This is a genomic window from Limnohabitans sp. (assembly GCF_044361645.1).
GTDB lineage: Bacteria > Pseudomonadota > Gammaproteobacteria > Burkholderiales > Burkholderiaceae_C > Limnohabitans_A.
In genome coordinates this window covers 1-23,457 of sequence record NZ_JBIKIL010000055.1, presented here as the reverse complement: position 1 = coordinate 23,457, position 23,457 = coordinate 1, and the positions used below count along the sequence as shown (strand labels likewise).

Sequence of the window (23,457 nt, the reverse complement as noted above, 5' to 3'; positions counted from 1 at the left end):
GGTCTCTGACCGCGAAAAAATTGGCCCTCAGGTGTTTGCCTCACCCATCGCGGTCGGTGACCGCTCCTACAAAGAGGCCACCCCAATTCTTTTTGTAGGAGCGGTCTCTGACCGCGAAAAAATTGGCCCTCAGGTCTTTGCCACACCCATCGCGGTCGGTGACCGCTCCTACAAAGAGGCCACCCCAATTCTTTTTGTAGGAGCGGTCTCTGACCGCGAAAAAATTGGTCCTAGGTGTTTGCCACATCCATCGCGGTCGGTGACCGCTCCTACAAAGAGGCCGCCCCAGTTCTTTTCGTGAGAGCTGTCAGTGACCGCTCCTACAAAAAGGCCACCTCAGTTCTTTTTGTGGGAGCGGTCTCTGACCGCGAAGCAAGTGCGGGTGCCAGCTCAAAGTGCAGGTGCCAGCTCAAAGCGTGATGATGGTGCAGCCCGTGGTCTTGCGGGCTTCCAAGGCGATGTGCGCGTCTTGGATTTTTGCCAAGGGGAAGGTCTGCTCAATGTGGATCTTCACTTTGCCACTGGTCACCGCCTCGAACAAATCGTCGGCCATGGCCTGGGTGTTCTCACGGTTGGTGATGTGGCTGAACAAGGTCTGGCGGGTCACGTAGATCGAGCCCTTGGGGCCCAAAATGCCCGGTGCAAATGGCGCCACGGGGCCAGAGGCGTTGCCAAAACTGGCCATCAAACCCAAGGGGGCCAGGCAGTCGAGTGACTTGTCCCAGGTGTCCTTGCCTACCGAGTCGTAGACCACCTTCACGCCTGCACCACCGGTGATCTCTTTGACCTTGGCCAAGAAGTCTTCGGTGGCATAGTTGAGGCAAAACTCCGCGCCATTGGCTTTGGCCAAAGCGCACTTGGCGTCACTGCCGGCCGTGCCGATCAGGCGCAAGCCTAGGGCTTTGGCCCACTGCGAGGCGATCAGGCCCACACCCCCGGCTGCCGCATGGAACAGCACAAAGTCGCCCGCATGCAGTCCCCCCTGGGGTGAGGTGCGCTTGAGCAGGTACTCCGCCGTCAGGCCCTTGAGCATCATGGCCGCACCCGTCTCGAACGAGATCGCATCGGGCAACTGGCACACGCACTTGGCGGGCATGACGCGCACCTCGCAGTAACTGCCGGGCGGCTGGCTGGCGTAAGCCGCGCGGTCGCCCACCTTCAAGTGCGTGACACCCTCGCCCACGGCCTCGACCACGCCCGAGGCTTCCATGCCCAGTTTGAGGGGCATGGGCATGTTGTACAGGCCACTGCGTTGGTACACATCGATGAAATTCAGGCCAATGGCCTTGTGGCGGATGCGGATCTCGCCGGGGCCGGGTTCGCCCACGGTCACATCGACCAGCTTCATGACTTCGGGACCACCGTGTTGGTCAATTTGGACGGCAAGGCTCATGGGAATAATCTCCTGTGGGGGTGTGAAGGTGTTCAGGCCATCACTTTGCCACGAATCGCTTGCGCCATCGCGAAACGGGGGCAGCTGCGCGACAGCTGAGGGACAGCGGGAAAACCCGAACCCCGATACAGTGCCGCATGTCTCAAAAACTCTCGCCCATGACCGCGTTGCTGCTGACCGTGCCCCCCTTGATGTGGGCGGGCAATGCGGTGGTGGGGCGTTTGGTCAACGATTTGGTGCCGCCCGCCACGCTGAATTTTTTGCGTTGGACGGTGGCCTTGTTCATCTTGCTGCCCCTGGCCTCTTGGGTCTTGCGGCGCAGCAGCGGGCTGTGGCAACACTGGCGGCGCTTTGCGCTGCTTGGCTTGCTGGGTGTGGGCTGCTACAACGCCCTGCAGTATTTGGCATTGCAAACCTCCACACCGCTGAACGTCACCTTGGTGGCCGCCAGCGGGCCGGTGTGGATGCTGGCCATCGGTGCGCTGTTTTTTCAAGCGCCCGTGCGGCGCACCCAAATGTATGGCGCTGTGCTGTCCATCTTGGGCGTGCTGGTGGTGCTCTCGCGCGGCGATTGGGCGCAACTCTTGGCGGTACGGTTGGTGGTGGGCGATGTGTTCATTTTGCTGGCCACGGCGTGTTGGTCTTGGTACAGCTGGCTGCTCAGCCGCCGCGACGAACCCACGGCAATTCGTAACGACTGGGCCGCTTTCTTGCTGGCCCAAGTGGTGTTTGGCCTGGTCTGGTCGGGCTTGTTTGCGGGGCTGGAGTGGGGTTTGAGCGACGCGCACATCACCTGGGGCTGGCCACTGATCGCTGCCCTGGCCTTTGTGGCCCTGGGCCCGGCTGTGCTGGCCTACCGCTGCTGGAGCTTGGGCATCCAACAAGCGGGCCCTGCAGTGGCCGGCTTTTTTGCCAACCTCACGCCCTTGTTTGCGGCCATCTTCTCGGCCGCTTTTTTGGGCGAGTTGCCGCAGCTGTTCCACGCCCTGGCGTTTGCGCTGATCATCGGCGGGATTTGGGTCTCTTCAAAAAACTGAGCCGGGTTGCGCCGACTCAGCCGACTCAGCGCTTTGTGCCAACAAGCACGGCACAAAGGCGTCAGCATTCGCATGCAACGGGAATCCAGCTCAAGTGCTTTCATGGTTCGATGAACACGCCCCCTTTTCAAGGCAAGCCAAGTTGAGAATCCCAAGTGTGGAAAATAGGGGCCGACGGAAACCCATTCTCTTTTCAGGACCCCCCGTGACCACCAACCAATTTTTGCCCTCAGAGCACCGCTTTGACCCGCTGACCGAGCCCAAGGTGTCGATTTACCAACCCGATCAGGCGGGTTTGCTGTTTCCGGGCGTGCCCACTTTTGACAACCACGCCCAGCACCGCCAGTACCTCAAAGAACGCCTGGCAGGAGCATGCCGGGCCTTTGCCCGCGCCGGGCTGGACTACGGCTTTGCCGGGCACCTGACCATCCGCGACCCCGAGCGCCCCTACCTGTATTGGACCAACCCCATGGCGGTGCACTTTGCCCAGGTCAAGGTCTCCAAGCTGATCTTGGTGGACCACCAGGGCCAGGTGATCGAGGGCGACTATGCGGTCAACCGCGCCGGTTTTGTGCTGCACGCCGCCGTGCACGAGGCGCACCCCGACATCTTGGCCATGTGCCACGCCCACACGCTGTATGGCACGGCTTTCGCATCGCTGGGTCAGCCCTTGCTGCCCATCTCGCAAGACGCGGCCGCCTTCTTTGAAGACCATGTGGTGATTGGCGACGAAGCCGGTCAAGTGGCGGTTGAAGTCCAGGCGGGCCTGAAAGTGGCCGACTGGTTCAAGGGCGTAAAAGCCGCGATCCACCAAAACCATGGTCTGTTCACCGCCAGCCGCCACAGCATCGAGGCTGCAGCCTTTTGGTTCATCGCGCTCGAGCGCTGCTGCCAGCAACAACTGGCCGTGATGGCCACAGGCCAAACCCCACGCCTGGTGCCCCCCGAGCGCGCCCGCTACAGCCGCGAACACGTGGGCAGCGAATACATCGGCTGGCTGCACTTTCAGACCCTCTGGAACGATCTGGTGCGCAGCGAGGCAGATTTTTTAGATTGACGCCTTGAACAATCCATGCAGCCTGCAAACAACGCGCACGAGAAGCGCGCCTGTCGCCTGCCATGACAAAAGAGGTCTTCAAGGCCATCTTGAAGCTCAAGGGCGACGTCAGCATGCTCATCGTGGACCACAATTTGGATCTGGCACTGGCCCTGTCAGACCGCGCCCTGGTGCTGGACCGGGGACGCATCTCGCACCTGGGACCCGCCGCACCCCTGCTCAAGGATCTGGATTACCGCCATGAAAAGCTGTGGATCTGATTCGACCGATTGACCCCTGCCACTTTTTTTAAACACCACCACCATGTCATCTGAAATCAAATCCACCCCACTCAAAGTCCTGCTCACCGCGGGCGCCAGCGGCATTGGCTTGGTCATTGCCCAAGAATTTTTAAAGACCGGTGCCCAAGTCTTCATTTGCGACGTGAACCCAGCGGCCTTGCAACTGGCCCTGCAAGACCACCCTGGCTTGCACGGCTGTCATGCCGATGTGGCCGTCGAAGAGGAGGTGAAAAATCTGGTCACCCGTGCACAGCATCACATGGGCGGCATTGATGTGCTGGTGAACAACGCCGGCATTGCCGGCCCCACGGCCCGCATTGAGGCATTGGCCCTCGCCGACTTGGAAAACACCTTGAGGGTCAATGTGATCGGTCAGTTTTTGTGTGCCAAACACGCCGTGCCTCACCTGCGCCTGTCGCAGCAAGCCTCGATCATCAACATGTCGTCCGCTGCTGGCCATTTGGGCATGCCCGGCCGTTCGGCATATTCAGCCTCGAAATGGGCGGTGATCGGTCTGACCAAGTCGCTGGCCATCGAATTGGGCAAAGAAGGCATCCGATGCAATGCGGTATTGCCCGGCGCGGTGGATGGGCCGCGCATTCGGGCGGTGATCGCGGCCAAAGCACAAATCATGAACAAGCCCTTAGACCAAGTCACGCGGGACTACGAAAACCAATCGACATTGGGCCGCATGGTGACACCCCTGGACGTTGCCCACACCGTGCTGTTTGCCGCCAGTCCGGCAGCGCGCAGCATCAATGGTCAAGCACTGGCCGTCGACGGTCACACCCAAGCACTGAGCTGAAAGCACGCCATGACAAACCAACATGTGATCGCAGTGGTGGGTACGGGCCTGATTGGTCAAGCTTGGGCCTTGGTGTTCGCCCGGGCAGCTTGTGAGGTCAGGTTGTGGGACGGCGACACAGCGGCCCTGCACAGGGCACGGGAATTGGTCGCCCAATTGGCCCAAGAACTGCAGCGCAGCGGCCTGGTTGACGATGCCGCTGCGTTGATGTCCCGCATCCGTGTGTGCGAGGCACTCAGCGATGCGCTCAGCGGAGTCGACTATGTGCAAGAAAGCGTGCCCGAGGTCTTGTCGGTCAAGCAGGCTTTGTATGTCCAGCTCGACGCGCTGACTCCTGCGCACGCGGTGATTGGCAGTTCCACCTCCAGCATGCCCGCATCGTCCTTCACCGAAAACCTGCAGCACCGTGAGCGCTGCTTGGTGGCGCACCCGGTCAACCCCCCCTACCTGGTGCCTGTGGTCGAGGTTTGTCCAGCGCCCTGGACGGCTCCAGCGGCCGTTCAGACCTGCATGGATTTGATGCAGGCCGTGCAACAAAAGCCCGTGCATGTGCGCCGCGAGTTGGAAGGCTTCATCTTGAACCGCCTGCAAGGCGCCCTTTTACGCGAAGCTTTTCGCTTGGTCGAACAAGGCTATGTCGATGCCGACGGCCTGGACATCACGATCCGCGAAGGCTTGGGCCTGCGCTGGTCGTTCATGGGGCCTTTTGAAACCATCGATCTGAATGCACCGGGGGGCTTGGCCGACTACTGTGCGCGTTACGGCGGCATGTACCAGTCGATTGCCCAAGATCAAGCCTCCACCGCAGACTGGTCGCCGGAACTGATCGCTCAATTGCAAAAAGCCCGCCGTCAGCTGCTGCCCGAAGAGGCCTTGGCCGATCGTCGCCAGTGGCGCGATCGCCGCCTCATGGCCTTGGCACTGCACAAAAAAGCGCTGGAAGCCCCGACCCCAAGCCGGAGTCCCACATGAGCAAAAATCGCAAAGTCATCATCACCTGCACCCCCACGGGTGCCATTCACGCGCCGAGCATGTCGCCCCACCTGCCCGTCAGTGCAGACGACATCGCCCAAACGGCCATCGATGCCGCCCAAGCGGGTGCCGCCATCCTTCACCACCTGCACGCGCGGGACCCGGTGATCAACATCACCACAGGGGGCAGTCCCCACATGACGGTGGAGGACCGCATGCGCCCGGTGATGCGTTTCCAAACCGAGGTGGCCTCGCTCAACATGAGCTCCATGAGTTTCGGTCTGCTCCAAAGCTGAACCGTTAGCCCAAGCTGAAACACGATTGGGAACGCCAGCACCTGGAAAACAGCCGCGACTTGGTTTTCAAAAACACCTACAAAGACATCGAAAGCATTTTGCGCCGAGGCACAGACAAGGGCACAAGGTTTGAATTTGAGTGCTACGACATCAGCCACTTGTACAACCTCGCTCACTTTCTGGACCGGGGTCTGGTCAAAGGCCTCTTGTCGAAACCAAATCCCCCTGGCCAGCATCGGTGCGGCCAGGGGTCCGCATGTTCGGGTGGGTCTGGAAGATTCCCTGTACTGGTGTCACGGTCAACGCGATCGCATCCGGCCTCAGCCAGTCCGAGTTGGCACTGGCGTTGTGGACCGACCCTTGCTTCAACACCTGGTTGGCACAAAGAACCCCGGTTGGCCGTTGGGGACAAGCCCAAGACCTGGCGACGGCGGTGGCCTTTCTGGCATCGGACGAAGCGGGTTTCATCACGGGGCAAACCTTGGTGGTGGACGGTGGCTTGTCCATCACCATGTGAAAGCGCTCGCCTGGCTTGAGCCCAGCACCTGCGTGCTGGGCTCAAAGCTCAATACCTCCCCCTCAATACGTCCCCGCGTAAGACCCCCCATCGGCCAGCACGTTTTGCCCCGTCATGTAGGCCGCATGCTGGCTGCACAAGAAGGCGCAAATCGCACCAAACTCTTGCGGGTTGCCGTAGCGCCCGGCGGGAATTTGGGCTTGCTGGATCACGCGCAGCTCTTCCACGGTTTTGCCCGCTTTTTGCGCCATGGCAGGCAGGGTGGAGCGGATGCGGTCGGTATCGAATTTGCCGGGCAGCAAGTTGTTGATGGTCACGCCTTGGGCGGCGATGGCGCTGCGCGAAGCACCGGCCACAAAGCCCGTGAGGCCGCTGCGTGCGCCGTTGGACAGGCCCAGCACGTCGATGGGCGCTTTGACCGAGCTGCTGGTGATGTTGACGATGCGGCCAAAGCCGCGTGCGGCCATGCGGTCCACCGTGGCTTTGATGAGTTCGATGGGCGTGAGCATGTTGCCGTCAATGGCTTTGAGCCAGGCCTCACGGTCCCAGTCGCGGAAATCGCCGGGCGGTGGGCCACCCGCGTTGGTGACCACGATGTCGTAGTCTTTGCCGGGGCCGCCGGCCACATTCCAAATCGCGTCGCGTCCGGCTTCGGTGGTGATGTCGTGCGCCACAGCGATCAACTTGACCTGGCCACCGGTCTCGGCCCGCAAGTCATCCACGGCCTTGTTCAGCACCTCGGCGCCGCGTGCCACCATGACCACGTTCACGCCTTCCAGGGCCAAGGCCCGTGCGCAACCCCAGCCCAAGCCTTTGCTTGCGCCACCCACCAAAGCCCATTTGCCTGCAATGCCCAAGTCCATGTCGATCTCCTGAAGTTGATGCGATGTGGCCCTTTGGCCGCATCACAGTTGACGGCCCGCTGGCCGCATTACGTTGCACGGCCGGATGGCCGCGTGACCCAAAACACACCGCTCAAGACCAGCACGGTCCCGGCGATGATCCATGCGTTGAACGGCTCGTCCAAGATCCACACGCCCATGAGCAGGGTGAACATGGGGCCGATCATGCCCGTTTGCGCCGTCAAGCCCGGCCCGATGCGCTCAATGGCCATCATCACCAAGAGCACCGGCAGCACGGTGCAGGCCGTGGCATTGAGCAGCGAGAGCCAAAGAACCGGCTCAGGCACCCAGGCCGACGCCAAGGGCCGAAGCAGCACAAACTGCAGCAAACAAAAACCGCAGGCCACCGAGGTGGCCAAACCCGCCAAACGCAAAGACCCCAAGCGCTGGACCAGCTGCCCGCTGTAGGTCAGGTACACGGCATAACTGACGGCACTCAAAAACACCAGCAAAGCGCCCCAGGCCGCGTGCGGCCCGGCCAGCCCCAACTCGTGGCCAAACACCAGCAACACGCCTGAGTAGCTGATGGCCATGGCCACGCCTTGGCGTTGGGTGATGCGTTTTTTGAACAAGAACCAACCGAGCACCAGCACCAAGGTGGGGTTGAGGTAGAGGATCAAACGCTCCAAAGACGCGCTGATGAATTCCAAGCCCCAAAAGTCCAGAAAACTGGCCAGGTAATAGCCGCAAAAGCCCAGCCCCAGCACGCCCCACATGTCTTGCCGGGTCAAGGGCGCTTTGCCGCGCCCGGCCCACCAGGCCATCAGCAAAAACAAGGGCAAGGCCAACAGCATGCGCCACATCACCAGGGTGACCGCGTCCACACCATGCTGGTAGGCCAGCTTGACGATGATGGCCTTGCCGCTGAAGGCCATGGAGCCGGTCGCAGCCAGCAACAAGCCCGTGCTCAGCAGCGGTACAGGGCGCGCAGGGCTTGGCACCCTCAAAAGCCCACGGCTTGGCCGTCACGGCGCGGGTCGCTGGCGACTTGGTAACCCTGCACCGCCGGATCACCCATGCGCCAAATGAACTGGCCCGCACCAAAGTCTTGGTAGGAGTCGTTGATGATGTCCAGCTGGTGGCCGCGAGCCATCAGGTCTTGCACAGTTTGGCCCTTCATCGCGGCCTCCACGTTGATGTTCAGGCCGGTGTTGTAACGCCAGCGCGGTGCGTCGCACGCGGCTTGTGGGTTCTGGCCGTAGTCGAGCATGCGCACCAAGGTTTGCATGTGGCCTTGGGGTTGCATGTTGCCGCCCATCACGCCGTAACTCATCACAGGCTGGCCGTCTTTGGTCAAGAAGGCAGGGATGATGGTTTGGAAAGGCCGCTTGCCGGGCAACACCAGGTTGGCGGGGTTTTGGCCCTGCAAGTCGGTGCTGAAACCGTGGCCCCGGTTTTGCAGGCTGATGCCATAGGTGGGTTCGACCACGCCCGAGCCAAAGCCCATGTAGTTGCTCTGGATGAAGCTGATCATCATGCCGCTTTCATCGGCGGCGGTGAGGTAAATCGTGCCGCCCTTGACCGGGTTGCCGGCCTTGAAGTCTTGCGCCTTGTTCATGTCGATCAGCTTGGCGCGGCTGGCCAAATAGGCCGGGTCCAGCATCTGCTCGGGCGGCACCTCCATGTAGCGCGGATCGGCCACATAGCGGTACAGGTCGGCAAAGGCCAGCTTCATGGCCTCAATCTGCAGGTGCTGCGAATCGGCGCTGTCCACCGGGTGGCTGGCCAAGTCAAAGTTGGACAAGATGCCCAAAGCGATCAAGGCCGCGATGCCCTGGCCATTGGGCGGGATCTCGTGCAAGGTGTAGCCCCGGTAGTCTTGCGCCATGGGCTTGACCCACTCGGGCTTGAAGTCGGCCAGGTCTTTGGCGGTGATGCTGCCGCCGTTATCCTTGGCAAACTTTTCGATGGCTTGGGCGATCTCACCGCCATACAGCGCCTGGCCTTGGGTGGCGGCGATGGCCCTGAGGCCCCGCGCCGCGTTTTTGAACTGGAACAATTCGCCCACCTGCGGCGCACGGCCCCAGGGCAAAAAGCTTTGCGCAAAGCCCGGTTGCGATTGCAACTCAGGCGTGGCGGCGGCCCACTTTTGCTGCACCACCACGGGAATCAAATAACCGCGCTCGGCCACTTCGATGGCGGGTTCTAGCAAGTCGGCAAAGGGCAGCTTGCCAAAGCGCTCACTCAGTGCCACCCAGCCCGCCACGGCGCCGGGCACGGTGACCGAGTCAAAGCCGCGCTTGGGCGGTGTTTTGGCCTCGGCGCCGTATTTGCGGTGAAAGTACCCGGGCGTCCAAGTGGCAGGTGCCGGGCCAGACGAGTTCAGGCCATGCAGCTCTTGGCCGTCCCACAAAATGGCGAAGGCGTCAGACCCCAGGCCGCAGCTGACCGGCTCGGTCAGGGTGATGACGGCGGCGGCCGCAATGGCGGCGTCCACCGCGTTGCCGCCCTTGAGCATCATGCGCAGGCCGGCTTGCGCGGCCAGCGGGTGCGAGGTGGAGACCACATTGCGCGCAAACAGCGGCAAGCGGGTGCTGGTGTAGGGGAACTGGTAGTCGAAATTCATGTCATTCCAAGGTGATCTTGCGCTCGGTGATGATTTTTTTCCATTTGGCCGACTCGCTGGCCAACATGGTGCTGAACTGGGCGGGTGTGCCGCCCACAGGCTCAATGCCAAAGCGCAGCAGTTTGTCCATCACCTCGGGGTCTTGCAGCACCTGCTTGGCCGCCGTGTTGATGCGGCTGACCACCTCGGTGGGCAGGTTTTTGGGGCCAAACAAACCAAACCAGGTGTTGGATTCGTAGCCGGGCAAGACATCGGCGATGGCGGGGATGCCCGGTGCGAGCGCCGTGGGTTTGAGGGTGGTCACGCCCAAGGCACGCAAACGGCCGTCGCGCACGTGCGGCATGCCCGTGGGCAGGCTGTCAAACAGCACGTCCACTTTGCCGGTGATCAGGTCAGGGATGGCCAAGGCCGTGCCCTTGTAGGGAATGTGCACCACAAACACATCGGCCTGCGCCTTGAACAGCTCGGCCGACAATTGCACGATGGTGCCATTGCCGCTCGAGGCGTAGTTCAAACGGCCCGGGTTTTTCTTGGCGTGGTCTATCCACTCCTTGACGGTTTTGGCGGGTGAGCTGTTGGGCACCAGCATGATGCTGGGCGCGTTGCCCAAATGGGCAATCGGCGTGAAGTCGCGCACCGCGTCGTAGGGCATGCGCGGGTTCAGGTTGGGGCCAATCGAGTGCGTGCTGGAGGTGGACAGCAGCAGCGTGTAGCCGTCGGGCTGTGCCTTGGCCGCCAGGTCAGCGCCCAAAGTGCCACCGGCACCCGGGCGGTTTTCCACCACCACGGGTTGGCCCAATTTTTCGCTGATTTTTTGCGACAAGGTGCGGGCAAACAAATCGGTCGCGCCACCGGCCGGAAAGGGCACGATCAGGCGCACCGACTTGTTGGGGTAGGTCTGCGCTTGGATTTGGCCCAGACAGGCCAGCGCCAAGCTGGCAGCGCACAGGCCACGCAGCAGATGTCGTTTTTTCATGGTGCTGTTCCTCTACCCAAATCAGGCGCAAAAATAAAAATGGATTTTCTCAGAGGGCTTGCGCAGCAGTTGCACCCAAGTGACAAGATCACGGTCTGCACAAGCACAAGCGCTCCCAAAGACAACGGCCTCCGAAGAGGCCGTCGCAGGGGACATCAAAGTCTGGTCAGTCCTCGACGAAAGCCTCTTCGCGTTTGGACTTGATGGACGGCAAGGTCACCACAATCAAGAGCAACAATGCCATGGCCAACAGGCTGGCAGACAGGGGGCGCGTGACAAACACACTCCAGTCGCCGCGCGATAAAAGCATGGCGCGGCGCAGGTTTTCTTCCATCATGGGGCCCAAAATAAAGCCCAGCAGCAAGGGGGCTGGCTCCATGCCGAGTTTGATGAACACATAACCCACGACGCCGAACAAGCCCACCATCCAAATGTCCCAGGTGTTGTTGTTGGTCGAGTAAACGCCAATGGCACAAAACAACACAATGGCCGGGAACAACCAACGGTAGGGCACGGTGAGGAGCTTGATCCAGATGCCAATCAAGGGCAGGTTCAAGATGATCAGCATGGCGTTGCCAATCCACATCGAAGCGATCAGACCCCAAAACAGTTCGGGGTTGCTGGTCATCACCTGAGGGCCAGGCTGGATGTTGTGGATGGTCATGGCCCCCACCATCAGCGCCATCACGGCGTTGGGCGGAATGCCCAGCGTCAGCAAAGGAATGAAGGAGGTTTGCGAGCCCGCGTTGTTGGCCGACTCGGGGGCGGCCACACCCCGGATGTTGCCCTGGCCAAACGGCACTTCACCGGGCCGAAGTTTGGTTTTTTTCTCGATGGTGTAGGCCGCAAAAGCAGAAAGAACGGCACCACCGCCCGGCAAGATGCCCAGCGCCGAACCCAAGGCCGTGCCGCGCAAGATGGCGGGCACCATGTTTTTAAAATCTTCCTTGGTGGGCATCAGGCCATCGACTTTTTTGGCGAAAACTTCACGCTCCTCATCGGGCTTGCCCAAGTTGGCAATGATCTCACCGTAACCGAACACACCCATGGCGATCACGATGAAGCCAATGCCATCGGTCAACTCAGGAATGTCAAAGCTGTAACGCGCCACGCCAGAGTTCACATCGGTGCCGATCAAGCCGAGCAACAAGCCCAACACGATCATGCCCACCGCTTTGACCAGCGAACCCGAGGCGAGCACGACCGCGCCGATCAGGCCCAGCACCATGAGCGAGAAGTATTCGGCCGGGCCAAACTTGAAAGCCACTTCGGTCAAGGGCACTGCAAACGCCGCCAACACCAATGTGCCCACACAGCCGGCAAAGAAGGAGCCCAAGCCTGCCGCAGCCAAGGCGGGGCCTGCACGGCCCTTGCGGGCCATTTGGTAGCCGTCGATCATGGTCACCACCGACGAAGCCTCGCCGGGCAAATTGACCAAAATGGCGGTGGTGGAGCCCCCGTATTGCGCGCCGTAATAAATACCGGCCAGCATGATCAGCGCTGCCACCGGCGGCAGCGCATAAGTGGCCGGCAAGAGCATGGCGATGGTGGCCACAGGGCCTACGCCCGGCAGCACGCCGATCAAGGTGCCCAGCAAGCAGCCGATGAACGCGTAAATCAGGTTTTGAAAGGTGAACGCCACCCCAAAACCGAGCGCCAAATTATCAAACAGATCCATGAAAAATTTCTCCTCAACCCGTGATGAACGATGGCCAGACAGGGAACTGCAGGTTGAGCAGTTTGATGAAGCCCAAATAGCTGATGGTTGAGAGAATGGTGGCCAAGATCAGGGACACTTTCAAACTGAAAAGGCCTCCTGCTTTGCTGACCACCAAAGTCACGCCATAGATGGCCACAATCAGGCCCATGCCCGGTATGCCCCACTTGGGCAGACCGCTCAACAGGACGCCAAACAACAAGTTGCCGGCAATGATGAAAAACAAGGGACGCCAAGCCCATTTGCCAATCTTGTCACCGTCGCGGGTCTCCACCACCATGGCCTTGAACATGATGTACAAGCCAATCACGCTCAACAACACGCCCAACAAAAGCGGAAAGTAACCGGGCCCCATGCGGGCGCCCGTGCCAATGTTGTAGTGGGTGGCACCGAAGGCAAAAGCCGCACCGACGGACGCATACAGAAGGCCCGAAAAAAAGTCTTTTTGACTCTTGATGATCACGCAATCTCTCCTCGAATTTGATTTGGCCCCATTGTGTGGGAACAAGCGCGCTTGACGAATGTGGGTTACACCTAGGCCAAGGGCACTCGAGCCACATGGTTTACCCTGAGCTCATTCGCGCGTGCAGGCTTGGCTCAGAGCGCCTTCACAGGGTCAGGGGCTTGAAGACCATCGGCCATTTGGCTGCTGGCAAAGCCCATTTTTGCTCTATCTCACTGGCCGCTTGCCGCAAGGCCTCACGCGATGGCCGACTGGCCGTGCGCTGCGCCAGCACAATCGCATTGCCCTCGCGTGTGGGTTTGAAGGCCCAGACCGCATCTTCGCCAAATGCGGCGCAAATCTTTTCCACGCTGTCGGCATAACTGGACGAGCGACCAAACAAATTGACGGTCATGCAGCCTTGTGGCGTCAGCAAGTCGCGGCAATGGCGGTAAAAGTCGGGCGTGTCGAGCACTGGGGCTGCGGCCTCTTCGTCGTACAAATCCACCTGCAAAGCGTCCACCGTGCCGCGCCATTCGTCCTTCTGGATTTCCAGTGACGCATCGGCCAACACCACGCGCAAGCGTTCGTCGTCGGGCGGCAGGCGAAACCAACCCCGGCAAGCGTGCAGCACGCCCGGGTTCAGTTCCACGGCGGTGCAGGTCATCTTGAGTTTTTTGTAGCAAAACTTGGTGATGGTGCCCGCCCCCAGACCCAATTGCATGGCGTGAGCGCCCTTGACTTCGGCCTGCGGCATGAACAGCAGCCAAGCGAACATGCGCTGCACATACTCCAGCTCAATGTCAAAGGGCCGGTCCAAAAACATCGAACCCTGAATCCATTCGGTGCCCAAGTGCAAGTAGCGGATGTCACCGTCTTCGGAGAAATTGACTTCGGGCAAGGCCAGTGAGGGTGCAGAGGATTTTTTTCGGGTCATGGGGTCAATACCACCCGCCAAGCGGTGAGTTTTTGTTCAAAAGTCCAAGCCGCGTTGGCAGGACTGGTCGATGGTAGGCGATGCAGCGTGATGCGCCCGGCCCCGACCGCTGGCGCGAGCGATTTTTCCACCGCTGGGGCATGGCGAAAACTCTCACCACCGTTGTGGGCGATGGCGCGCAAGTGGGGGCTGTGCTGAAGCAAACTCGGGAAGTCGTTCAGCTGGGCGTGGAGGATCGCGCTGTCCAAACTGCCCTCGCGCTCACATGTGGCGTACACATCCCACAGCCCCACACCCAGGGCCAACAAACACGCGCAGCGCCGCTCATAGTCAGGGCCCTCGGGCCAGGGCGCTTGGGGCCACAGGGCTTGCACGATGCGCCAAAAATGGTTTTGCGGGTGGGCGTAGTACTGTTGTTGCTGCAAGGACTTCACGCTGGGAAAGCTGCCCAGCACCAAGACGCGGGTGTGGGGGGCCGTCAACGGGGGCAGGCCCTGCAAACGGGCACTGGCGATCGATGGGACAAGCGCAGGCCTGGTCATGCTGAGGCCGGTGCAGATGACGGTGCAGATGGCGGCGCAGCTGAAGATGACGGTACGGGGGGCCATGCGGGTGGCAGTGCCAGTGCAGCGGCCAGCTTGGGCAACACCCGGAGTGCGTTGCCGGTGGTGGCCGACGCCAGCTCGACCAGCGCCATGCCGCGCAAATCGGCCAGCACCTGCGCGATGCGCGGCAACTCGGCCGGGCTGTTGCGCCCCTGTGCTGCGCCCAGCGACCGTTGCGCAGCGGTTTGGTAAAGCCACTGCGGCGGGATATCGGGCGCGTCGGTCTCCAGCACCAAGGCGCTCAGAGGCAGTTCGCAGGCCAGTCGGCGCAGCTGCAAAGAACGCTCATACGTCAGCGTGCCGCCAAAGCCGAGCGCAAAACCCAGCTCCACAAAGGCCTGCGCCTGTTGGTGGCTGCCATTGAAGGCGTGCGCGATGCCCGAGGTCACCGGGCACTGGCGCAAGCCTTTGAGCAAAAGATCGGCCGAGCGGCGCACGTGCAAGATCACGGGCAGGCCATGCTTTTGGGCCAGCTTCAATTGCGCGGTGTAAAAAAACCATTGCCTCTCGCGCATGTCCGGCGTGTTGAGCGCGGGCACAAAGAAGTCCAGGCCAATTTCCCCCACCGCCACCAGGCGCGGGTCGCCACTTCGTTCGGTCAAGGCCTGGTCCAGCGCCAGCACATCGCCCTCCAAAGCTTGCGGCACACACAAAGGGTGGATGCCCAAGGCGTAAGCATCGCCATGCCGCTCGGCCAGTTGCGCCACCTCAGGCCAGTGGCCAGCGTGCACCGCCGGGATCACGCAGCGCGTGACGCCTGCAGCGCGGGCCGCCGCGCGCACCGCGTCGCGGTCGGCGTCAAACTCGGCCGCGTCCAAGTGGCAGTGCGTGTCGATCCACATCCAAGTAGCCGATCAATTCATACCGGCGCTTGCAACACGCCCTTGACCAAGTGCAATTGCCGGTCGCAACGCGCCGCCAAGGCGGGGTCGTGCGTGACCACCACAAAGGCCGTGCCGCGCTCGCGGGCCAGTTGCAGCAGCAGCGCGAACACGCCGTCGGCGGTTTCGCGGTCCAGGTTGCCGGTGGGCTCGTCGGCCAGCACGCAGGCCGGCTCGTTCACCAAAGCGCGGGCCAAGGCCACACGCTGGCGTTCACCGCCCGACAACTCGGCAGGCCGGTGGTGCAAGCGCTCACCCAAGCCCACGCGTTGCAGCCAAGCGGTGGCCAGCACAGCCGCCTCGGCACGGTCTTGGCGGCGAATCCACAACGGCATGGCCACGTTGTCTAAAGCACTGAACTCGGGCAACAGGTGGTGGAATTGGTAGACAAAACCCAGGTAGCGGTTGCGCCACTGGCCTTGTTCGGCCGCGCTCAGGGCCGACAGCAACTGCCCTTTGAGCTGCACTGTGCCTTGGCTGGGCGCATCCAGCCCGCCCAGCAAATGCAGCAAGGTGCTCTTGCCCGAGCCCGAAGCGCCCACGATGGCCAGCGTCTCCCCGGCGTTCACCTGCAGGTCCACGCCTTGCAGCACGGTCACATCCAAGCGCCCTTCGGTGAACCGCTTGGTCAGGCCCTGGGCCTGCAGCACGGTGCCCATGTTTTGGGTGTCATTCATAACGCAGCGCCTCCGCCGGGTTGACCTGGCTGGCGCGCCAGCTGGGGTAGAGCGTGGCCACAAAAGCCAGCACCAGGGAGATGATGGCCACCGGCCAAATGTCGCTGGCCAGTGGCTCGCTGGGCATGCGGCTGATCAGGTAGATGTCACGCGGCAAAAAGCTGGCATTGAACAGCTTTTCCAGCGCGGGCACGATCACGTCGATGTTGAAAGCCACCAGCAGACCAAAGCCCAGGCCGCTCAGGGTGCCGATCACGCCCACCGTGGCCCCTTGCACCACAAAAATACCCATGATGCTGCGCGGGCTGGCCCCCAGGGTGCGCAAGATCGCGATGTCGGCGCGTTTATCGGTCACCGTCATGACCAGCGTGCTGACCAAATTGAAGGCCGCCACCGCCACGATGAGTGTGAGGATGATGAACATCATGCGTTTTTCGACCTGCACGGCAGCAAACCAAGTCTTGTTTTGCTGCGTCCAATCGCGCACAAAAAACCCAGCCCCCAAGCTCAGCTGCAAGGCACTTGCCACCTCGCGCGCTTGGTGCAAGTCGCGCAGTTTCAGGCGCACCCCGCTGGGGCCTTCAAGGCGGAACATGCGTGCCGCGTCGTCCACATGCATCAGCGCCAGGGCCGAGTCGTACTCGTAATGGCCCGAAGAAAAGGTGCCCACCACCTGCATTTGCTTCATGCGCGGCAGCACACCGGCCGGGGTGACTTGGCCCGAGGGTGAGACCAGCGTGACCGAGTCTGCGCTTTGTAAAAACAAATTGTTGGCCAAATCTCGCCCCAGCACCATGCCAAACTCGCCCGGCAACAAGCGCAGCAGCACGCCGGCCTGGGTGTCGTTGGACAGCTCGCTGACCTCGGGCTCCAGCACCGGGTCGATGCCGCGCACCAGCACGCCTTTCATGTCTTCACCCCTGGCCAACAAGGCCTGCGCAGTGATGAAGGGCGCAGCCCCCACCACCTGCGGGTGCGCCTTCAAGCGGTCCAGCAAAGCGGGCAGCTCAACCACGGCCGCGCCATCGGCGGCATACACCTCAATGTGCGAGACCACACCGAGCATGCGGTCGCGCACCTCTTTTTGAAAGCCGTTCATCACGCTCAGCACGATGACAAGCGCCGCCACGCCCAGGCCAATGCCCATCATGGACACCCCCGAAATGAAGGAAATAAAGCCGTTGCGCCGGGTGGCGCGACCCGCGCGTGTGTAACGCCAGCCGAGCACCCATTCGTAAGGAATTTTTTGGAAAAAAGTCATAAGCCCGTATTGTGCAGTGCGGCCCGGGCAGCTGCGACAATGCACGCCCATGCACCTGATCATTCCCTATGCGGCCAGCCAAGCCTTCACCGGCCCTGAGGCCTGCGCCGGGTTGCCCTTGCCCCACTTGCAAGCCCTGCTGGGCCAGCTGCAGCCGCAAGCCCTGTTGCGCGACAGCCCCGCATCTTGGCACTTGCCACACGAACGGCTGCTGGCCCAAAGCTTGGGCTGGGACCCTGCTGCACCAACGCTGCCATGGGCCGCTTGGCACCAAGCGCTGCAAGGCCACGACAGCCCTCAAGCGCAATCTTGGATGACGCCCTGCCACTGGCAAATCGGCATAGGCCAAGTGGTGATGGCCGACCCCGATCATTTGCATCTGTCCGACACCGAGTCTCAGCAACTGTTGCTGGCCATGCAGCCGTTTTTGCAAGAAGACGGCCTGCAAGCCACTTGGCACAGCGCTTTGCGCTGGCACATTCAGGGCGCCTTGTTGACCGGGCTGGCCACGGCTTCACTCGACCGGGTGATTGGCCAAAACGTCCAGCTCTGGACGTCCGAGCAAGCCGCAGCCCGCCCTTTGCAGCGCCTGCAAAGCGAAATGCAAATGCTGCTTTACAACCACCCGGTGAACGACGCCCGTGAGTCCCGCAGACAACACACCGTGAACGCTTTTTGGTTGCACGGCGCAGGTGTCTTGGCGGCCAGCTCACCAGTGGCAAGACAGAGCGCACACATGCCAGACAGCTTGCGAAGCAGCGCATTGCAAGCCGATGTCGCTGCGTGGCGGCAAGCCTGGCAAGCGCTGGACAACACGGCTGTGGCCGATGCGTTGCAGCACCTGCAAACTGGGGGCCAGGTCACGCTCAGCTTGTGCAGCGAACTCCGAGCACAAAGCTACACCAACAAGCCAGCCACTTGGCACCAAAGAATCTCTCGACTCTTCAACACAACATCCCCTGCAGCGGCGCTGCAAGCCCTCATCAGCGACTGAATCACCCCATGAATTTGCTCATCCGAGATGTGCCCCCGCGCAGCGCCTGGGCGCTGGAACAAGCGGGCATCCACCCGTTGCTGGCCCGGCTTTACGCCGCCCGTGGCGTGCAGTCCAAAGATGAACTCGACGATGCCCTGGGCCTGCTGCTGCCCCCGGCGGGCATGTTGGGCACCCTGGAGGCGGCCCGCTTGCTGGCCGACGCCATGGCGCACAACAAACGCCTGTGCATCGTGGCCGACTACGACTGCGACGGGGCCACGGCCTGCGCCGTGGGCGTGCGCGGCCTGCGCATGCTGGGGGCCCAACATGTGAGCTACTTGGTGCCCGACCGCGTGGTGGACGGCTATGGCCTCACGCCCGCGATTGCCGAGCGCGTGCACGCGCAAGGCGCGGATGTGTTGATCACGGTGGACAACGGCATCGCCAGCGTGGCCGGTGTGCAGGCCGCGCAAGCCCTGGGCTTGCAGGTGCTGGTGACCGACCACCATTTGCCGGGCAGCGAATTGCCCAGCGCCGAAGTCATCGTCAACCCCAACCAGCCCGGTTGCGGCTTCACCAGCAAATCCATCGCCGGTGTGGGCGTGATGTTTTATGTGTTGCTGGCCCTGCGGGCCGAGCTGCGCCAGCGCGGCGTGTTCGATGCCACCGCGCCAACGCCGGGCCGCCCCCAACTGGCGAGCGCCGCCTCGGGGGGCGGCCAAGCACACGAGGTGGGGAGCTTGGGGGCACGACCTCAACCCAAGCTGGACGCGTTGCTGCCCTTGGTGGCTTTGGGCACCGTGGCCGATGTGGTCAAGTTGGATGCCAACAACCGCCGCCTGGTGGCGCAAGGCCTGCGCCGCGTGCGCGCGGGTGCTTTGCCGCCCGGCATGGCCGCGCTGATGCGGGTGGCCAGCCGCGAAACCGCCAAGGCCACCACCTTTGACTTTGGCTTTGCCTTGGGGCCACGCATCAACGCGGCAGGCCGACTGGCCGACATGCGCTTGGGCATCGAGTGCCTGCTGACCGATGACGTGGGCCACGCCGACGAACTGGCCAAGCAGTTGGACGCCATCAACCGTGAACGCCGCGTGATCGAGGGCGGCATGCGCGAAATGGCCATGGAAATGGCCGAGTCTTTGTTTGATGAAGGCGACGAGCCGCCCCCCGCCATTTGCGTGTTCGACCCGGATTTTCACGAGGGCGTGGTGGGCATCGTGGCCTCGCGCATCAAGGACAAACTGCACCGCCCCAGCTTTGTGTTCGCGGCCAGCAGCGCGCCGGGCAAAGAACACGAGCTCAAGGGCTCGGGCCGCTCGATTGCGGGCTTTCATTTGCGCGACGCGCTCGATTTGGTGGCCAAACGTGCCCCCGGTGTGCTGCTGCGCTTTGGCGGTCACGCCATGGCGGCCGGCTGCACGATTGCCGAAGAACACTTTGAACTCTTCGAGGCAACGCTCCATCAGGTGGCCTTGGAATGGCTGGACGCGGCCACCTTGCAACGCCGCTTGGAAACCGATGGGCCGCTGCCCGCCGAGTACCGCCGGGTGGACCTGGTGGACATGCTGCACCACGAGGTTTGGGGACAAGGCTTTGCGCCGCCCGTGTTTTGCGAAGAGGTCGAGGTGGTGTCGCAGCGCCTGGTGGGCGAGAAACACCTGGCCCTCAAGATGAAGCACCAAGGCCAGCCGGTCGAGGGCATCTGGTTTGGCCGCACCGAGCCGCTGCCCGCACGCGTCAAGCTGGCCTACCGGCTGGACGCCGACGAATGGCAAGGGCAAAAGCGGGTACGCTTTTTGGTCGAAGGCGCGGAGGTTTGAACTTGTAGGAGCCCACACCTGTGGGCGAAATCTTCGGGGCATGTCCCATGCCCATCGCCCACGGGGTGGGCTCCCACAGGGTCTCTCTCAATGCTTGGTGGCGACCTTGCCCTGCAAGGCCTTGAGCACCGGCGCCGACACCAGGCCCGACACATCGCCGCCGAGCTTGGCGATTTCGCGCACCAAGGTGCTGCTGATGTGCTGCACATGGGCGCTGGTGTGCAAAAACACGGTGTCGACCTCCGGGGCCAGATGGCGGTTCATGCCCGACATTTGGGTTTCGTAGTCGTAGTCGGTCACCGAACGCAGGCCGCGCACGATCACTTGTGCGTTTTGCGCACGCACAAACTCCACAATCAAACCATCAAACGGCAGCGCCTTCACGTTCGGGCAATCGGCCAAAGCCGCTTGCGCCAAGGCCACGCGCTCGTCCAGGCTGAAGACGGTTTTTTTGTGGTGCGCCACGGCCACGGCAATGATGACCTGGTCAAACATCTGCGCGGCACGGCGGATCGCGTCTTCATGGCCCAAGGTCAAAGGGTCAAACGTACCCGAATACACAGCGGTCACAACAGCGTTGGCAGAACGGCTCATGGCATGTCTCCTTCAGCAGGGATGGCAATCGAGGTGGGGGCAGATTGAGGGCTGACCCGTTGCAACAAATGGGCGTGCACTGCGCCCGCTTTGAGGTGGCGTTCGCACTTTAGCCCCAAGGCCGTCAATGCATCGGTAGGCCAAGACACAGGCGCTTCCAAATAAATCCAGCCACCCACGGGCACGGCACGGGCCGCCGCTTTGAGCGCGGGCTCAAACCAGGGGCCATCAAAAGGCGGATCGATGAAGACCAGGTCCACACTGCCCGCGGGCAAACGGCCCAAAGTGCTCACCGCGTCGCCGCGCTGCACACTCACCATGCTGGCTTTCAGGCGGGTGGCGTTGTCTTGCAAATCGCGCACCAACACCGCGTCTTGCTCGACCATCAGCACATGGGTCGCGCCACGCGATGCAGCCTCCAGACCCAGCACGCCCGTGCCTGCAAACGCGTCCACACAGCGCCAACCGCTCAGGTCCTGGCCCAGCCAGTTGAACAGCGTCTCGCGCACCCGGTCGGGCGTGGGCCGCAGGCCCGGCTTGTCCAGCACCTTCAGTCGGGTGCGCCGCCACTGCCCGCCGATGATGCGGATCTCGTGCGAGGGCTGGCCTTTGGGGGTTTTGGCGACAGGTTTTCGGACAGCAGGTTTGGAGGCTGCGGCGTGGGTCGATGAGCGTGGTGTTTTCGATGAAGGCATGGTGCGCAAGTGTAAAGGCCACGGTGCACTGCGAACGCGATGTGATCGGGATACCGAGGGAAAACAGCGCCGCATCAAGCCCAGCCGCTGAACGCCTGTGGCTCAGAGCAAAGACAGACGAAAAAAAACCAGCATCACGCTGGTTTTTTTTCAACAAGGTCAGGGAGTCAGCGTGAACGCGGGTCCTGTGCCATCACTTGACAGCAGCCATTTTGGCATCGGCCTTGGCTTGTGCCTTGGCAGCGGCTTTGGCCGCTTTCTTTTCGGCTTTGGCTTTGGCGCGACTCTCCGCTTTGTCTTTTGCAGTGGCCTTTATATCAGTTTTGGCATCTTTGGCTGCGGTCACGGCTGCAGCAGCTGGTGCTGTGACAGCTGTTGCAGCGGTCGCGGCTGCGGCAGGTGCTGTGGCAGCTGTTGCGGCTTTGGTTGCAGTCGCGGTCGCGGCCGCAGCAGGTGCTGTAACCGCTGTCGCGGCTTTGGCTCCGGTCGCGGCAGCCGCGTGCGCTGTGACAGCTGTCGCAGGCAAGGCGGGCGCTTGGGCAAAGGCAGCGGCAGCAAAGAAACCGGCAACGAGGGTGGCGAGCAGCTTGTTCATGATCAAAATTCTTTCATCAGGTTTTCAGTCCAACACTTTGTTGAACTTGTGACTACAACGCCACCTGTGCCAGTCCTGATGACGCACTGGGCAACCCAGTTGTAACGCCGTGTTTCGTCGTTTGGCGCGTGGCGTTCTCTTGCAAATCACGCACCAGCACCGCGTCTTGCTCGACCATCAGCACATGAACCGCGGCACGCGAGACGGCTTCTAGGCCCAGCACACCCGTGCCCGCAAACGCGTCCACACAGCGCCAGCAGCTCAGGTCCTGGCCAAGCCAGTTGAACATCGTTTCGCGCACACGGTCGGGCGTGGACCGCAGGCCCGGCTTTTCCAGCACCTTCAAGCGGGTGTGCCGCCACTGGCCGCCAATGATGCGCACCTCGTGCGAGGGCGGGCCTTTGGGGGCGTGGGAAACCGGTTTCTTGGCCGAATCCGGACGCGCGCAGCCACTGGCACGGGCGGGTCGTGGGGATTTGGATTAAGCCATAGTATGCAAGTGTAGGTGCGCTCAATAATTAGCACAGGCCCCAGCAGTCGGCTGTGAAGATGTGACGCGAACCAAGCAACAACGGGCATCCCCAGATGAATCTTCCAAAACTTCACGCCAGACAACATTTGTGCTGCAACGAGTAAAACCACTCACTCCAGCTTAGCGTCAAGGTAAATACGGAGTGCAATGATGCTGAAGTTGTTCCATCGGGGGTTTGGAGATTTCAAAGCAATTTAGCAAGAGGCCATGCATTCGAAAACTTAAGGTTGAACTAAACCGCTGACGCGGTGGCTGGTACGCAAGTGCTGCCACCGCGTTTTGCATGGTGCGGGGCTTGGCAAATGGCGTGCTTATTTGCAATCTGAGGGCTGGGGAATCTTCCCCGGAACTTCAGGAGCAAAACCATGAACCCACTGCGTCAACGCATGATCGATGCCATGACCGTGCGCGGTCTGTCTGCGCGCACCATTGAGTGCTACACCGAAGCCATTGCCAGACTCTCTCGCCACCACGGCAACACCAACCCGGCGCGACTTGCGCCCGAGCAAATCGAAGCGTACTTGCTGCATCTGGTTCAAGACCGCAAGTTGTCTTACAGCAGCGTCAACCACGCTGCCAGTGCCTGCCGCTTTTTGTTCGAGACGGTGCTTGGCCGCCCCACCGAGTTGCGCCATCTGCGCCCGCCCATGGCCAAAGTGCCGCAAAAGCAACCCGAGTTGCTCTCGCGTTTGGAGATCAGCCGCTTGTTCGATGCCTGCCCGCACACGGGGCACCGCATGCTGCTGCAAGTGCTCTACGCGGCTGGCTTGCGCGTGAGCGAGGCGTGCCAGCTGCAAGTGGCCGACATCGACTCAAGCCCCGACCGCATGATGGTGCGTGTGCGTGCGGGCAAAGGGGCCGCAGACCGGTACACCTTGCTCAGCCCCAGTTTGCTGGGCGCACTGCGCGCGCACTGCGTGAAC

General features: G+C 61.8%; 25 protein-coding genes and 2 pseudogenes. 11 read left to right on the top strand and 16 right to left on the bottom strand.

Annotated features, from left to right (window positions below):
* Positions 1–301 (top strand): hypothetical protein (locus tag ACIQ39_RS10295; protein ID WP_396434509.1); only part of this gene is annotated, 301 nt, incomplete at its 5' end.
* A gap of 108 nt (positions 302–409) precedes the next feature.
* Here the strand turns inward: ACIQ39_RS10295 and ACIQ39_RS10290 are convergent.
* On the bottom strand, positions 410–1,393 hold the full coding sequence (locus ACIQ39_RS10290; protein ID WP_396434508.1) for a quinone oxidoreductase family protein: 984 nt from the start codon (positions 1,391–1,393) through the stop codon (positions 410–412).
* A 137-nt stretch (positions 1,394–1,530) separates the two neighbouring features.
* Here ACIQ39_RS10290 and ACIQ39_RS10285 point away from each other — a divergent pair, with 137 nt between their 5' ends.
* From ACIQ39_RS10285 to ACIQ39_RS10255, 7 genes and pseudogenes are all read left to right on the top strand, one after another.
* Complete coding sequence (locus ACIQ39_RS10285) at positions 1,531–2,430, top strand: DMT family transporter (RefSeq protein ID WP_396434507.1); 900 nt, start codon at positions 1,531–1,533, stop codon at positions 2,428–2,430.
* 205 nt (positions 2,431–2,635) lie between these two features.
* On the top strand, positions 2,636–3,487 hold the full coding sequence (locus ACIQ39_RS10280) for a class II aldolase/adducin family protein (RefSeq protein ID WP_396434506.1): 852 nt from the start codon (positions 2,636–2,638) through the stop codon (positions 3,485–3,487).
* A gap of 62 nt (positions 3,488–3,549) precedes the next feature.
* Positions 3,550–3,747 carry a hypothetical protein gene (locus tag ACIQ39_RS10275; RefSeq protein WP_396434505.1) on the top strand — a complete coding sequence of 66 codons (198 nt, stop codon included), beginning with the start codon at positions 3,550–3,552 and terminating at the stop codon, positions 3,745–3,747.
* A 43-nt stretch (positions 3,748–3,790) separates the two neighbouring features.
* Positions 3,791–4,573 (top strand): SDR family oxidoreductase, encoded by a 783-nt coding sequence (locus ACIQ39_RS10270; RefSeq protein WP_396434504.1) that lies wholly within the window; start codon positions 3,791–3,793, stop codon positions 4,571–4,573.
* Positions 4,574–4,582: 9 nt separating this feature from the next.
* The gene (locus ACIQ39_RS10265) at positions 4,583–5,545 is read left to right on the top strand and encodes a 3-hydroxyacyl-CoA dehydrogenase (RefSeq protein WP_396434503.1); all 963 of its coding nucleotides are present in this window, start codon (positions 4,583–4,585) and stop codon (positions 5,543–5,545) included.
* Positions 5,542–6,144, top strand: a pseudogene (locus ACIQ39_RS10260) (3-keto-5-aminohexanoate cleavage protein); the annotation flags it as partial. The gene ACIQ39_RS10265 and the pseudogene ACIQ39_RS10260, both read left to right, overlap by 4 nt.
* Complete coding sequence (locus ACIQ39_RS10255; protein ID WP_396434502.1) at positions 6,098–6,358, top strand: SDR family oxidoreductase; 261 nt, start codon at positions 6,098–6,100, stop codon at positions 6,356–6,358. The pseudogene ACIQ39_RS10260 and the gene ACIQ39_RS10255, both read left to right, overlap by 47 nt.
* A gap of 62 nt (positions 6,359–6,420) precedes the next feature.
* On the opposite strand, the gene ACIQ39_RS10250 is transcribed toward ACIQ39_RS10255, so the two are convergent.
* From ACIQ39_RS10250 to ACIQ39_RS10200, 11 genes are all read right to left on the bottom strand, one after another.
* Positions 6,421–7,221, bottom strand: a complete 801-nt coding sequence (locus ACIQ39_RS10250) for an SDR family oxidoreductase (RefSeq protein ID WP_396434501.1) — start codon at positions 7,219–7,221, stop codon at positions 6,421–6,423.
* A 68-nt stretch (positions 7,222–7,289) separates the two neighbouring features.
* Positions 7,290–8,207 (bottom strand): DMT family transporter, encoded by a 918-nt coding sequence (locus ACIQ39_RS10245; RefSeq protein ID WP_396434500.1) that lies wholly within the window; start codon positions 8,205–8,207, stop codon positions 7,290–7,292.
* Positions 8,204–9,826, bottom strand: a complete 1,623-nt coding sequence (locus ACIQ39_RS10240; protein WP_396434499.1) for a gamma-glutamyltransferase family protein — start codon at positions 9,824–9,826, stop codon at positions 8,204–8,206. Before ACIQ39_RS10240 ends, ACIQ39_RS10245 begins: the two co-directional genes overlap by 4 nt.
* Position 9,827: 1 nt before the next feature.
* Positions 9,828–10,802 carry a Bug family tripartite tricarboxylate transporter substrate binding protein gene (locus ACIQ39_RS10235; RefSeq protein WP_396434498.1) on the bottom strand — a complete coding sequence of 325 codons (975 nt, stop codon included), beginning with the start codon at positions 10,800–10,802 and terminating at the stop codon, positions 9,828–9,830.
* A 166-nt stretch (positions 10,803–10,968) separates the two neighbouring features.
* Positions 10,969–12,480 (bottom strand): tripartite tricarboxylate transporter permease, encoded by a 1,512-nt coding sequence (locus ACIQ39_RS10230; protein WP_396434497.1) that lies wholly within the window; start codon positions 12,478–12,480, stop codon positions 10,969–10,971.
* 13 nt (positions 12,481–12,493) lie between these two features.
* Positions 12,494–12,982 (bottom strand): tripartite tricarboxylate transporter TctB family protein, encoded by a 489-nt coding sequence (locus ACIQ39_RS10225; protein WP_396434496.1) that lies wholly within the window; start codon positions 12,980–12,982, stop codon positions 12,494–12,496.
* A gap of 145 nt (positions 12,983–13,127) precedes the next feature.
* Complete coding sequence (locus ACIQ39_RS10220; RefSeq protein WP_396434495.1) at positions 13,128–13,898, bottom strand: spermidine synthase; 771 nt, start codon at positions 13,896–13,898, stop codon at positions 13,128–13,130.
* Positions 13,895–14,440 carry a DNA-deoxyinosine glycosylase gene (locus ACIQ39_RS10215; RefSeq protein WP_396434494.1) on the bottom strand — a complete coding sequence of 182 codons (546 nt, stop codon included), beginning with the start codon at positions 14,438–14,440 and terminating at the stop codon, positions 13,895–13,897. Before ACIQ39_RS10215 ends, ACIQ39_RS10220 begins: the two co-directional genes overlap by 4 nt.
* The gene (locus ACIQ39_RS10210; RefSeq protein ID WP_396434493.1) at positions 14,437–15,345 is read right to left on the bottom strand and encodes a TatD family hydrolase; all 909 of its coding nucleotides are present in this window, start codon (positions 15,343–15,345) and stop codon (positions 14,437–14,439) included. Before ACIQ39_RS10210 ends, ACIQ39_RS10215 begins: the two co-directional genes overlap by 4 nt.
* 17 nt (positions 15,346–15,362) lie before the next feature.
* Positions 15,363–16,061 carry a lipoprotein-releasing ABC transporter ATP-binding protein LolD gene (lolD, locus tag ACIQ39_RS10205; protein ID WP_396434492.1) on the bottom strand — a complete coding sequence of 233 codons (699 nt, stop codon included), beginning with the start codon at positions 16,059–16,061 and terminating at the stop codon, positions 15,363–15,365.
* Positions 16,054–17,322 (bottom strand): lipoprotein-releasing ABC transporter permease subunit, encoded by a 1,269-nt coding sequence (locus ACIQ39_RS10200; protein ID WP_396434491.1) that lies wholly within the window; start codon positions 17,320–17,322, stop codon positions 16,054–16,056. Before ACIQ39_RS10200 ends, lolD begins: the two co-directional genes overlap by 8 nt.
* Before the next feature lie 49 nt (positions 17,323–17,371).
* On the opposite strand from ACIQ39_RS10200, the gene ACIQ39_RS10195 reads away from it, so the two are divergent.
* Positions 17,372–18,316 carry a hypothetical protein gene (locus ACIQ39_RS10195; RefSeq protein WP_396434490.1) on the top strand — a complete coding sequence of 315 codons (945 nt, stop codon included), beginning with the start codon at positions 17,372–17,374 and terminating at the stop codon, positions 18,314–18,316.
* An 8-nt stretch (positions 18,317–18,324) separates the two neighbouring features.
* Positions 18,325–20,118, top strand: a complete 1,794-nt coding sequence (gene recJ / locus ACIQ39_RS10190; RefSeq protein WP_396434489.1) for a single-stranded-DNA-specific exonuclease RecJ — start codon at positions 18,325–18,327, stop codon at positions 20,116–20,118.
* Positions 20,119–20,205: 87 nt separating this feature from the next.
* Here the strand turns inward: recJ and coaD are convergent, their stop codons facing one another.
* The 4 genes and pseudogenes from coaD to ACIQ39_RS10170 form a co-directional block, all read right to left on the bottom strand.
* On the bottom strand, positions 20,206–20,712 hold the full coding sequence (gene coaD, locus ACIQ39_RS10185) for a pantetheine-phosphate adenylyltransferase (RefSeq protein WP_396434488.1): 507 nt from the start codon (positions 20,710–20,712) through the stop codon (positions 20,206–20,208).
* Positions 20,709–21,407, bottom strand: coding sequence for a 16S rRNA (guanine(966)-N(2))-methyltransferase RsmD (gene rsmD, locus ACIQ39_RS10180; protein ID WP_396434487.1), 699 nt, complete (start codon positions 21,405–21,407; stop codon positions 20,709–20,711). Before rsmD ends, coaD begins: the two co-directional genes overlap by 4 nt.
* Positions 21,408–21,600: 193 nt before the next feature.
* The gene (locus ACIQ39_RS10175) at positions 21,601–22,002 is read right to left on the bottom strand and encodes a hypothetical protein (protein WP_396434486.1); all 402 of its coding nucleotides are present in this window, start codon (positions 22,000–22,002) and stop codon (positions 21,601–21,603) included.
* Positions 22,003–22,126: 124 nt separating this feature from the next.
* A pseudogene (locus tag ACIQ39_RS10170) lies at positions 22,127–22,459 on the bottom strand (RsmD family RNA methyltransferase); the annotation flags it as partial.
* Between the two features lie 440 nt (positions 22,460–22,899).
* Between ACIQ39_RS10170 and ACIQ39_RS10165 the strand changes: the two are divergent.
* Positions 22,900–23,457 (top strand): tyrosine-type recombinase/integrase (locus tag ACIQ39_RS10165; RefSeq protein WP_396434485.1); only part of this gene is annotated, 558 nt, incomplete at its 3' end.